The following is a 12,558-nucleotide window of genomic DNA, read 5'->3' as shown; positions in this document are numbered from 1 at the left end:
CTACCGTGCATTGCAGTCAGTGGCCAACAGCTATGGCATTACCGTCGCTCCCGTCAGGGCTGCCGCGAATGCAAAAAGTATAAATACGAAGAGTAAAATCAGCAGGCAAGAAAGCCCTAGAACAATTCGTAAGAATATCGGCCATTCAACGGTTTTTATATAAATACCTACCAGTGGAAGTAAGAGCAAGGTTGCGAAAATTATCCGGTCAAGTATTGGTGTGCCAAACTTTGGGTAGAAAACATCTAAAAAGGTACCCCAGGCCAAGATAGGTAATATAAGTATTAAAAATATATTAAATAGAGCTGTAAGTGTCCCTCTCATTGGGGCAGGTCCGCAGAAAATATAATAGAGACTCGAGTGTTGTGGAAAGTGGGTATTTTCATTTTTACGCTCGCTGCCAAATTACTATTGTAAGGTCTGCTACGGATATTTGCATAGAGTCAAGTCTGTAAAAACCTTGGAAACGTTCGTTATCGATAGAAAGGTGTACTGTTTTCATTCACCACTGGGGATGCTGAATCGAGTGGCCTGGCAGCTTGATGCGGCCGAGAGGTGATGGGCTTTGCGGATGAGATTAGAAGGCGGTAGGAAACCGTGGTAAAAAATCAGTTAGATGGTGAAACGGTGGTACAAAACGGGTACTCAGAATATTAAGTATCTCCACTACCCGCGTTAGATGTAGGTTTCAATAAAAGTAGGTCCAGTCCATAAGTGAAGAGTGCAACCTGTGGGAGCAAGCTCGCTCCCACATGGATTGCGGTGTTCAAATCTTTAACTGACTGGCATCAGATCAAGCCTGCCCTGACCAGCAGGCTTGCCGGGTCCACGGTGTCGATCTGTTTTGGATCGAGGAATTGCTCGGCGTACTGCCGGTAAATCTGTTCGTTGATAAACAGCTCGAACAATTGCGGATCGATATGGGCGTCACGGCACATCGTGGCCATGATGCCCAACGCTTCGCTCAAGGACTTGGCCTTTTTGTAGGGGCGATCTGCCGCCGTCAGCGCCTCGAAAATATCGGCAATTGCCATCATCCGAGCCGGCAGGCTCATGTCGTCGCGCTTCAACTGTTTGGGATAACCGGTGCCGTCCATTTTTTCATGGTGGCCGCCCGCGATCTCGGCAACGTTGTTGAGATGGCCTGGAAAGGGCAGGTGGCTGAGCATCAGGATCGTCTGCACCATGTGGTGATTGATGATGTAGCGCTCTTCGCGTGTCAGGGTGCCCCGGGGAATGCTCAGGTTGTAGAGCTCGCCGCGATTGTATTTGTAGCGCGGCACATCAAGTTTGAAGCCCCAGGGATTGTCGGCCGGGATCAGTTCGCCTTCGGCGCGTTCGAACAGTTGCTCGGGTTTGTCCGCCAGCAGCGGTTCACTGACCGGCAGTGTCGACGCCGGGGTGCGCGCCTGACGACGGTTCTCTTCCCAGGAAACCCCCAGTCGATCATCCAGGGTTCGGGTCCAGGTCTGTTGAGCGATGGTGTTCAGGCGCTTGAGGTCGGCTTCGGCCATGGCTTCGCTGCCCAGATTGCAGCGGGCGACAAAGGTGAAGTCATCGTCCAGCCCCGCCAGCACGGCATTGCGTAGTTCGGCCAGGTGCTGCTCGTCGCCACCCAGGGCGATGGCCTGCCAATAGTTGATCCAGGCATCGCGCTTGAGCACTTCGAAGCGGGTTCGAATTTCGTGGATGCGATCGTTCAGGGTTTCCAGTTTGGTGGCCTTGTCGACCACATACTCGGGCGTTGTGACCTTGCCGCAATCGTGAAGCCAGGCCGCAATGTGCAAGGCTTCCCACTCATCTTCGGTGGGATGGTAGCCGCTGAAGGCCGGGGCCTGACTGGCCGCAGCCGCCTGGGCGAGCATCAGGGTCAGCGCCGGCACCCGCTGGCAATGGCCGCCGGTGTAGGGGCTCTTGGCGTCGATCGCGCCGGCCAGCAGTTGAATGAAGGAATCGAGCAGTTGTTTTTGTTTCGCCTGCAGACGTTGGCTGTCGATACTCACCGCTGCGGCGCCGGACACCGCTTGAAGAAACGCAATGCGATCCGGTCGAAGTTTTTCCAGGTCGCTTTGGCTGCCGCTGTCGGCCAGCAGCAGAACCAGCAAGCCCACGGTTTCGTTATGCCGGTTGCGCAATCGAATACCGATCAGGTGCACCCGCGGGCTCTCCATCGCGAGCAGCACCTTCTGCAAATCCCCGGCCTGTTCGAAACCCAGGCTGGCAACCACGTTCTCGGTATTCGCCAGCCGTTGTAACCACGCTGGGTTCTGTGGGTTTTGCAGTTCATGCCCTTGAATATCAAACGACGGCAAGGCCTGGGACAGGCCATTGATGACCAGGCCATGGGGTTCAATTCGATCACCGTCGCCTTCGCGCAGGTAGATCAGACCGGCCTGGGCCTGGGCGATTTTTACCGTTTCAAACAGCACTCGCTGCAGCAACGGCGCGAAGCGGGTTTCGGCACACAGGCTGTCGGTGATCTGGAAAAAACTCCCCAGGGTGTCCTTCATCCGCGCCATCGACACGCTCAACTGATCGACTTCCAGCACTGGCGAGCGGCGGCTCACCGGAAAGTTGAAATCGAAACTGCGAATTGCATCGGCTTCCTTCACCAAGGCATGCAGGGGATTGACCAGAATTCGCGACGTCAGCCAGCCCAGCGGCAGGCACAGCAGCAAAGTGGCCAGGGTGATCAGAGCGCCTTGCCAGCGCATGCGATAGGCATCGACGAGTAACTCGTCTTCAGGCACCAGCAGTGCCAATTGCAAGCCCTGGGGGCCACCTTCCTGCATGCTGCTGCGGGCAAAGATCCACTGCCGGCCGTCAACCTCCAGGCGATTGCCTGCTGGCGAATTGGCGAGCAGCGCGCCGAGGCCAGGGCTCAGGTCCGCAGCTTTGCTGAGGCGGGCGCTCTGGTCGTCGATGATCAGTTTGCTGGCGTCCGGGTAGGCAATGGCATTGCCTTGGGCATCGAACAGGACGATTTCGGTACTGGGGGTGACGACGTGTTTGGCCAGGGTTGCGGAGAGTTCGGCCAGGGTCAGGTCGGCGCCCATCACCGCGCCGTCGCCGCTGCGTCGAGCCAGAGTGGTGCCGACGTTGTGGGTGGAGAAAAAGATATAGGGTTCGGTGGTGATCTGGTCTGCATCCGCACGAGCGCTGGTAAACCAGGCGCGGGTCCGAGGGTCGTAGTTTTCGTCGGACACGTCCTGGCGGCTGATGAGGTTCAGGGCCTGATCGTAGAACAAGGATTGGGAAACGACCTGATTGGCGCTGTCGTGACGCTCGATGCTCCAGACCTGATAGGCCGCGGTATCCGGGGCCTTGAGGAGCGTCTTGAGGGCATCGGTGCGCAGCGGCCGAACCATGAAGAAATCGCCATTGCCGTAGCCCAGGTACAGCGAAGCCAGGTCGGGGTTGTCCTTGAGCGATTGGCTGAACGGCTTGAGCAATGCCAGCCGTGGTTCAAGAGCCGGGGCCTGGGTGGCCGGCAGATCGGCCAACAGGCTTAGTAGGTGGCGAATGGGTTCATAGGTGGTTTGCAGGTCCAGGCGTACATCCTGCTCGATGCGATTGAAGAGCTTTTCACTGCTGGAAAGAATGATCTGCGTGGTTTGTCGGTAATTGAAAATCCCCAGCACCACGCCGGTCAGTAACAACAGGAACGTGAACATGACGCTGATATGGACGTGCAGGGGAAACCGGCGTTGATCCGGGCGCAGTGGGCTGGGCATCGCTGGTCTCTCCATAGTGGTTAACGCACTGCTCAGCGTCCAAGCATAGTTAAGGCTCCACTATTTTGCTGTTGGTGTTGAGGCCAATCTGGTGCAGTAACGCTCGCTCCAGTTCGAGCATGGCCTGGTCCATGGCTTGATTGCATCGGGCGACTTCATCCGCCGGCGCTGCGTCGTGGCAGGCTTTTTCGAGGGCCTCGCAACACTCGATCAATCGGGTAGCCTGGGCAATTCGGGCCGCCCCTTTGATTTTATGTGCGACGTTGATCAGTGCCTGGCGGCCTTCGACTCGGGGCTCCAGTCGCGTTAAGGCCAGCAACTCCTGTCGATCCAGGCGATTGCTGTTCAGTAGCTCGGCCATCAGGCGCTGTGCCAGCTCCGGATTGCCACCCGTCAACAGGTCCAGTCCTTCGACATTGAATGGCTGGTTGCGCAGGGCCGGCCTGATGCTTTCGACCCATTGGCTCAACGCAGCCAGGCTCAAGGGTTTGAACAGGCAATCGTTCATTCCGGCTTGCTTGCAGCGGTGTATTTCTTCCGGCTGTGCGTTGGCGGTAAAACCCAGCACGGTACAGGGAGGGCGGTGCTGTTGCTGTTCCAGCAGGCGAATGGCGCAGGCCAGGTCGTAGCCATTCATGATGGGCATGTTGCAATCAACCACCACCAGATCGAAGGCTTCGTGCGTCCAGGCTTCCAGTCCCGCCTGGCCATCGCAGGCACCGGTAAAACGATGCCCGAGGTATTCCAGTTGTTGGCACATGAGCAAGCGGTTGGCGGGATGATCGTCGACCACCAGCACGTTCAAGGGCGCGTCGCTGGTGGGGATGTGTGGTTCGACCCGGTCTGGTGCCAGCTCGCGCGGCAGCGTCGCCAAGTGCAGTGAAACGTTGACCTGAGTACCAACCCCCGGCTGGCTGCTCAGTTGCAGGCTGCCCCCCATCATTTCGCACAAACTGCGACTGATGACCAGACCGAGCCCTGCGCCGCCCCGGGCCAACTGCCCGTTGTTGTCAATCTGGGCGAAGGGTTCAAACAGCCGCTGCTGATCCTGTTCGCTGACGCCGACACCACTGTCGTGTACCTGCACCTGCATCTGCGTACGTCCGGGCTCATCGTCAGGAAGCAAGTCGACGCTAATTTTGACCTGACCCTGCTCGGTAAACTTGATGGCATTGCTGACCAGGTTGGACAGCACCTGCTTGAAGCGCAGTGGGTCCAGCATCACATCCACGGGCGGCTGCGGCGGATTGAACTCCAGCAGCAGGCGAAGATTTTTGCCGGGCCAGGCCGTCGAAAATCCTCACCACCGAGGCCACGATTTCACCCGGGTTGACGCGCTCCGGGCTCAGGCTCAGGCGCCCTGATTCGATCCGCGCTATATCGAGAATGTCGCCGATCAACTCCAGCAAGTCCTTCGCCGAGTAGTACGCGGTTTCGATGGACGAACGATCCAGATGACCCTGATCCATGCGTTTGAGGGTCAATTCAAGCATGCCAATCACTGCGTTCATCGGCGTGCGGATTTCGTGGCTCATGGTGGCCAGAAAGGTGCTCTTGGCCCGGTTTGCCTCATCGGCCTGTTCTTTTGCCGCGCGCAACTTATCGAACAGTTGTCGCCGTTCACTAATGTCGATCCAGCCGCCGATAATGCCTTGCACTTCACCACTCGAATCGCGATAGGGCAGGATCCAGTGATAGATCGTCAGCCGGCGGCCGCCAATGTGCAGCGGGCGGTCGACGATCAACGGTGAGCCCTCGGCGACGACCCGTTGATAGTCAGCCTGATATTCCCGGGCTTCGAAGGCATTATTCATGTTGCCCTGCATGATGCTCTTACCGATCACGTCTTCGCGCTTCGCCTGGAAAGCCTCCAGGTAGCTGTCGTTGCAACTTTGCAGCAGCCCCTGGCGGTCGCGTACATATATCGGGTGAGGCGTGCCGTTGACCAGCGAGCGCATGAATTCGAACTGATCGTTAAGCGCGCGCTCAGCCGCCTGACGTTGTTTGATCTGACGGCGCATCCAGGCATTCCAGGCCATGGAAATCAGCAACAGCACGCTGGCACCGATCACAATCTGATAGAACACCCGGTGAAAGTTGTTCCAGGTTTTTTCCGAGGCCGCCGAGTAGCCACGCCAACGGCTGTTGATGACCCCCAGCTCTTCCGGCGCAATGCTCAGCAGCGCTTTATCGAGGATGGCATTCAGTTCCGTAGCACCCCGCGCGGTGGCCATGGAGAACGCGGCCTCCCGCTCGGTGCCGATGGTGGTGGTGATTTGCAGTTTGTGTTCGAAGATTCGCGATGAAATGAAGTAGTTGGCGATGATCAGCGAGTTGACGGCGCCTTCCACTTGCCCCTCGGCGAGCAGTTCCACCGCGTGAAAGGTGTCCGGCGTTTCAATCAGCTGGATCCGTGGGAACTCGCGGCGCAAGTAATCCATCAGTGGGTTGCCCTGGGCAATGGCCAGGCGTTTGCCGTGCAGTTGCGCAAGGTTTGTCGCGCTGTCGGCGGATTTACGCGTCAGCAGGACAAAAGAGTTTTCCAGGTAGGGGCGGCTGAAGTTCAGTTGGGTCTCGCGTTGCGCGCTGGGGAGCAGCGCGGCGATCAAGTCGGCCTGATTGTCTTTGACCAGGGCGATCATTTGGTTGTCGCCGCGGCTGCGCTGGATGTCAAAGCGCAAACCGGTACGCAAGCGGATCAGTTCGAGAAGGTCGGCGGTGACGCCGCGAAAGTTTCCGTTGCTGTCAAAAAACGTCAGCGGCGCAAACGCCTCGTTGACCACCACACGCACCACCGGGTGTTTTGCCAGCCAGCGTTGTTCGCGTTCAGTCAGTTGCAGCTTGTGATCGGTGAGGAGAATGTCGCTGCCGGCACTCCAGCGCTTGGCGATGCTTTCCCGCTCGCTGGTGGGGACGGCCTTGAGCGTCGCGTTGATGATCTGTAACAGATCCGGGTTGTCCTTGTGCACCGCGAAGCTGAAGCCGTGGGCTTCGTGTTTACCGAAGTTGGCCATGCGGACGTTGTTCAGGTAACCCTTGTTGATCATGTAGTGGGTTGAAATGGTGTCGCCGAGAAAGACATCAGCCTGGTCGAAGGCCACTGCATTGATTGCATTCTGGTAGGAGGGGTAGTCGGTGATGATCGCTTTCGGGTACAGCGCCTTCACTTCCTCGCGCGGTAAATAGTGATACACCATGCTCAGTCGCAGCCCGGCGAGGCCGTCGGTCAGCGATCGGGTTTCCCCTCGCGGGTCACCAGCACCGGCTGGTCTACGGCATAGGGCGCAGAAAGCACAATATCGGAATTGCCTGCTTCGAATCCATTGGCTGTGCCGAGCAGGTCGACCTCGCCCTTTTGCAGCGCCTCGATGGCAGCCTGGCGCGAAGCGTAGCGCTGAACCTTCACCGGCAACCCCATGGCCCGGCCGAGGATCCCGGCGAAGTCGGCGGTGAAGCCTTCATAGTCACGGCCACTGACCGTCAGGTCAAAAGGCGGGTAGTCGGGGGCTGATGTGCCCAGTGTCAGTTCGCGCTTGTTGTGTGCCCATTGACGTTGAGATTTATCCAGTTGGACTTCCACGTGTCCGCCGGTTGAGCGGCTGAGCAGGCTGTAGTTCTCGACGTCAGTGTGTGCTGCGGACACTGAGGTGCTCAGGCATAAACCCGCGCTCAATGTTATTAGATAGTCCTTTATGCGACTGGGCATCCTGTCTCTCACACTAACGCGTTACGTTTTGCCATCTCGATGAGTTCTACCAGGGATTTGGCCTTGAGTTTTTGCATGAGTCGTTTCTTGTAAGTGCTGACAGTCTTGTTGCTCAGGAACATGCCTTTGGCGATTTCCTTGTTGGTGCGCCCTTGGGCGAACAGTTGCAATACCATCAATTCACGGTCGTTGACTGACTTGAACAGCTCAAGTTCTGCATACCTTGCGTCATCCGGGCGCACGGGGTTCAAGGCCTGGCTGGGGAAGTAGTTGTAACCGGAAAGTACAGCCTTGATGGCGCTTACCAGTTCACTGAGATCTTCTTGTTTGCACACATACCCCGAGGCCCCGGATTGCATGCAGCGAATGCCGAAAAGTGTTGGGCATTGTGCTGTCAGTACCAGTGTTTTCAACGGTGTGCTCATGGCATTGAAACGAGCGAGTACTTCCAGTCCGTCGAGTTTGGGAATACTGATATCGAGAATGATCAAATCAGGCATGCATTCGCGAACCATCTGCATGGCATCGACCCCATTATCGGTTTCGCCCACGACTTTATAACCCTCATGCTCCAGCAGCATCCGGACAGCAAGCCGGATGACGGGGTGATCGTCGACAATAAAAACGGAGTTCATAATCAAGTCCCATACGAGCGCGAATAAAGCGCGCACCTTAGCTCAGTTAATTGAGGGGGCGCATGAACTGGCGGGTCTATAGCGGCAATACAGGACGTTTCCTACAATTGATAAGGAATGGGCCTACGTATCAACTAGGTTTCCAATGAGGAAATGTGAAAGTTCTGATTGTGTAATCGGAAAGTGATGATGTTTACATTGCAAGTTACATGCTGTAATTGATTGCACTTGAAAGTGTCGGGAGTTTGCCAGGGTTTATATTTGGACCAAGGTCAATTAGTTTCTAAAGCCGGGTTTTTCAGTGGCTTGGTCATGTATGCCAGCAAGGGGTATCGGATCATTCCCCGGCGGCCGGCAAGCTGGATCAAAGCAACTTTTAGGGCCACTCTGCGCGCGTTGAAATGCGGTGAAGGGCAAGCCACTTCAATCAGCCGGTCAGAAGAATCTGACACGGCTGATTCAGCGTTTTTATCCGTGGACCGAGCGGCCGGTCATTTCCTGGGCCATTTCGCTGGCATAGCTGTCGGTCATGCCGGCGATGAAATCAATCATGCGCAGGAACGATGTATGCAGCGGGCCATGGGGATCGGGCGCGTTGATACCCAACAGGTCGAGTACGCGGCGGCTCTTGAAGGACGGTGTGCGACCGTTGTGCTGTTCCAGTGCAGCGCCGCAGAAGGCGTTGAGCAGGATTTCCAGGGTGGTGTAGGCGCCGATTTCATGCAGCGTCTTGCGCTTGTCCTGGAAGATCTTTTTACGCGCCATGTCCTTGGCATTCAGCACGCAGCGCTTGGCCGGGCCGTGCATGTGCTCCACCAGGTCGCCCGGCAATGTGCCGGCCAGCAACGCGTCCTGTTGCTCGACGAAGGCCCGCGCGGCCGCGTTGGTCAGGTGTTCGATGGCCTTGCCCCGCAGGATCGCCAGTTTGCGTCGGCGCGAATCCTGTGGGCCGAGCAGGCGATAGGTTTCCGGTATATCGTCGCCCACCAGGTCCAGCAGCAGGGATTCGACTTCGGCGTATTCCAGCAGGTCCATCTCCAGGCCATCTTCAAGGTCGATCAGCGCGTAGCAAATGTCATCGGCCGCTTCCATCAGGTACACCAGCGGATGACGGGCCCAGCGCTGGTCTTCCAGTTGCGGCAGGCCAAGTTTGTGCGCGATCTGTTCCAGCAGCGGCAGTTCGCTCTGATAGCAGCCGAACTTGTGCTTCTTATAGCCCAGAGAATCGGCGTGCTTGGCTGTCCACGGGTATTTCAGATAAGTGCCGAGGGTGGCGTAGGTCAGCCGGGTACCGCCGTCGAACTGGTGATACTCCAGTTGCGTGAGCACGCGGAAGCCTTGGGCATTGCCTTCGAAGTTGAGGAAGTCGTTGCGTTCGACCTCGCTCATTGCATCCAGCCAGCCACGCCCGGCGGCTTGCTGGAACCAGTGACGGATCGCATCTTCGCCGGAGTGACCGAAGGGTGGATTGCCGATGTCATGGGCCAGGCAAGCCGATTGCACGACCATGCCCAGGTCGCTCGGTTCGCACCAGTCGGGCAGGGCGTTGCGGATGGTTTCGCCGACGCGCATCCCAAGGGAGCGGCCGACGCAACTGACTTCCAGTGAGTGGGTCAGACGCGTGTGGATGTGATCGTTGCTGGAGACCGGATGGACCTGAGTCTTGCGCCCCAGGCGGCGGAATGCGCCGGAGAAAATGATGCGGTCGTGGTCTTTGTGAAAAGGGCTGCGGCCGAGTTCTTCCGGGCTGTGCAGCGGCTTTCCGAGGCGTTCTCGGGTGAGCAGGGTTTGCCAATCCAAGGCTGGGTCTCTCCGTCAAGTGACTGATGGCCCAGTGTCCTTACTCGCATCAGTGCCTGCAAGCAGAACTACAACCCGGCGGCGTCGATATCGATGAGCAGCAGTCGCTCGCCATTGTCGAAAAACTGTCCCGCCGTCAGGCAATACTGATTGCTGGTGGCGTCGCGGTAGGTATTGGAAAGGGTTAGCCGACGCTCATCCCAACCTTCGGCCAGCAGGTGATAGAAGTACGGGCGCCATGACCAGTTGTGGCCCAGGTAGCGGTTGTCGGCCTCCCAACAGTTGTTGCGCCATTCAAGGTTGGGCGTCAGTTGCGTGCCGTGACGGTCGCATTGGTAGAAGCGCAACAGCCAGGGAAAAGCATCCAGTTGCGGTAAAGCGCTGAGGGGCGCGCGGGCCTGAGCCCAGTCTTGCAGGATGGCCATCAGCTCGGTGAGTTGCCGGCGCATGATCATCAGCCGGCCACGTTCCGTCAGCTTGCGCTGAACATAACGTTGGCGCAGTTGCGCGAACTGTTCGACAAAGGCATCGGTGGCAAAGAAACCGGTTTGCGCCCGGGCGAACAGAAACCCCTGCACATAGCGTGAACCGCACTCCAGGGCGAAATTAAGCTGGGCCTCGGTTTCCACCCCTTCGGCGATGATCCAGCACCCGGTTTTCTCGGCCATTTGCGCCAGGGCCTTGACCACTTCGCTGCTCGGCCCGCCCAAGGCGGCGGCCTGAAACAGGCGCATGTCGAGCTTGAGAATGTCCGGTTGCAGGGCCAGCACACGATCGAGTTGGGAGTAACCGGCACCGAAGTCATCGATCGCAATCCGTGCGCCGGCCTGTCGGTAGCGCGCGACCACTTCGGCCAGACGTTGGCTGTCGCCCCCCAGTTCAGTGATCTCGAAGACAATGCGTTGCGGATCGACGCTATGCCTGGCCAATTGCTTGAGACTTGGCAAAGCTTGGTCCGGGCGCAGGCGGCTGATCCAGCGTGGTGACATGTTCAGGCTCAGAAACCAGTCCGCAGGGGCCTCGTGCAAACGACTCAGGGCGTTATCGCGGATCTGTCGGTCGAGACGGCGCAGGGCGATGGCCGGGGTTCGCGGGTCGGCGAACAACGGTCCCACAGAGGTCAATTGACCATCGGCCTGACGCAGTCGACCCAGTGCCTCGACGCCGGCGATACGGCCAGTGGCGGTATCGATGAACGGCTGAAAGCAGGCGAGCGGTTGCCCGTCGATCACGAGGCCTCCTTGGTAAGGTCTTGTTTTTGGATAAACCTGGTCACCGGGTAGGTAGGCAGGATCGAACCCCTCGATAGAGAGGTTCATCCCGGTGGTATTGCAAGAATGCAGCCAGATAGCGGCTGATCAGGGTTTACGTGAGGAGCCCTGCATGACCAGTTTGATCAGCGGCCCCAGGCTGGCGCCGAGTTGAACCAGGCGAGTCAGGCTGCTGACGCCACCGTTTTTGGCGCTCTTGCCGGTGAGAAAACCGAGCAGGGTCACGGCGGCCACGCCCCAGAGCGGGGCGTGCTTGATGCCGAAACCGTCCTGCAGGTTTTGTGTCATCCCGCGCACTCGCTGCAAGGGTTGCAGCAGTTGCCGGGATTCCTGGCGGATTTCCTGGCGGTGCATTTCCATGCGCAAGCGGATCAGCGCCTTGCGCATTTCGGCGCGGGAACTGTTTTGAGGTAGCTGAGGCAGGCTCATGGCAGCAGGCGCTCCCGGTCGTTGGCCAATTCTTCCAAGGTGCCATGGAAGGGTGAGGACTCATCGAAGACCGCAGCCTTGAGCCGCATCCCGCAAAATATCGCAGCCAGGGTGTAGAACACGCAAAGCCCAATGATCGCGGCCAGGCGGTAGGTGTCCCAAAACAGGATCATCACCAGCGTCGATAACCCCACCAGCAACAGCAAGGCAAAGACCAGCGCCAGGCCTGCAAACAGCAACAGGCTGACGGTGCGTGCTTTCTGTTCCTGCAATTCGATGCCGAACAGTTCGACATGGCTGTGCAGCAACCCTAGAAATGCGGCACCCAGGCGCCGCGTTGTAGCGCTGGTGCCCGTCGCGGACGAGCCGGATTCGCCGATAGACATATCAGCGACGCGTGGCTAGCAGGCCGATGAGGAAACCCACGCCGGCGGCGATGCCGACCGATTGCCATGGGTTGGCCTGAACATAATCCTCGGTGGCGGTGACCGCAGCCTGGCCGCGATCACGCAAGGAGTCTTCGGTCAGCTTCAGGGTTTCGCGGGCGCGCAGCAGGCTGTCGTGGATCTGGTCGCGCAATTCATCGGCCTGGTCGCCGGCCAGGGACGCGGTGTGTTCCAGCAACCGTTCGGTGTCGTTGACCAGGGTTTGAAAATCGTTCATCAGGATTTCTTGAGCAGTCTTTGCCTTGATGCTGGCCATGGGTAGATCTCCGTAAGTGGCTTCTGATGCGTTCGAGTATGAGCCTTGGGCGAAGGTTCAGTACAAATGACTGGTACAACTTTTGCTATGTCGTGGTGCGTCAGCTCGCGCCGTTGCGCTGTTGCTGTGCATGATTTGAGCAAAACCATAACTCAAATAATCAAAACCCGCGCAAAGGTTCCGGCCTTGTGCGCCAAAGCGGTTCATTGGAATCAATACGTTGGTTCCGATAAGGCGCAACTTGGTGCATGGATTGCCTGCGCGAACTGCTTTGGTGCTTT

7 protein-coding genes and 1 pseudogene are annotated in these 12,558 nt (G+C 57.9%); all 8 read right to left on the bottom strand.

Going from position 1 to position 12,558, the window contains the following annotated elements; translation table 11 throughout:
• Positions 1-788 precede the first annotated feature (788 nt).
• Positions 789-3,734, bottom strand: coding sequence for an HD domain-containing phosphohydrolase (locus tag RHM58_RS32590; RefSeq protein WP_322269220.1), 2,946 nt, complete (start codon positions 3,732-3,734; stop codon positions 789-791).
• Between the two features lie 49 nt (positions 3,735-3,783).
• Positions 3,784-7,440, bottom strand: a pseudogene (locus RHM58_RS32585) (transporter substrate-binding domain-containing protein).
• Positions 7,441-7,448: 8 nt separating this feature from the next.
• Complete coding sequence (locus tag RHM58_RS32580; RefSeq protein WP_201206739.1) at positions 7,449-8,075, bottom strand: response regulator transcription factor; 627 nt, start codon at positions 8,073-8,075, stop codon at positions 7,449-7,451.
• A gap of 468 nt (positions 8,076-8,543) precedes the next feature.
• Entirely contained in the window at positions 8,544-9,875 is a 1,332-nt protein-coding gene (locus RHM58_RS32575; RefSeq protein WP_322269218.1) for a deoxyguanosinetriphosphate triphosphohydrolase, read from the bottom strand.
• Between the two features lie 68 nt (positions 9,876-9,943).
• A complete protein-coding gene (locus RHM58_RS32570) occupies positions 9,944-11,107 on the bottom strand; it encodes an EAL domain-containing protein (RefSeq protein WP_201205515.1) in 1,164 nt (387 codons plus the stop codon).
• A gap of 126 nt (positions 11,108-11,233) precedes the next feature.
• Entirely contained in the window at positions 11,234-11,575 is a 342-nt protein-coding gene (locus RHM58_RS32565) for a hypothetical protein (protein ID WP_201205513.1), read from the bottom strand.
• Positions 11,572-11,961 carry a phage holin family protein gene (locus RHM58_RS32560; RefSeq protein WP_201191242.1) on the bottom strand — a complete coding sequence of 130 codons (390 nt, stop codon included), beginning with the start codon at positions 11,959-11,961 and terminating at the stop codon, positions 11,572-11,574. Before RHM58_RS32560 ends, RHM58_RS32565 begins: the two co-directional genes overlap by 4 nt.
• A gap of 1 nt (position 11,962) precedes the next feature.
• Positions 11,963-12,277, bottom strand: a complete 315-nt coding sequence (locus tag RHM58_RS32555) for a DUF883 family protein (protein ID WP_201205511.1) — start codon at positions 12,275-12,277, stop codon at positions 11,963-11,965.
• Positions 12,278-12,558: the final 281 nt, after the last annotated feature.

Source organism: Pseudomonas sp. 10S4 (genome assembly GCF_034344865.1).
Taxonomy (GTDB): domain Bacteria; phylum Pseudomonadota; class Gammaproteobacteria; order Pseudomonadales; family Pseudomonadaceae; genus Aquipseudomonas.
The sequence above is the reverse complement of the archived record's forward strand: the minus strand, read 5'-3'. Positions and strand labels throughout refer to the sequence as shown.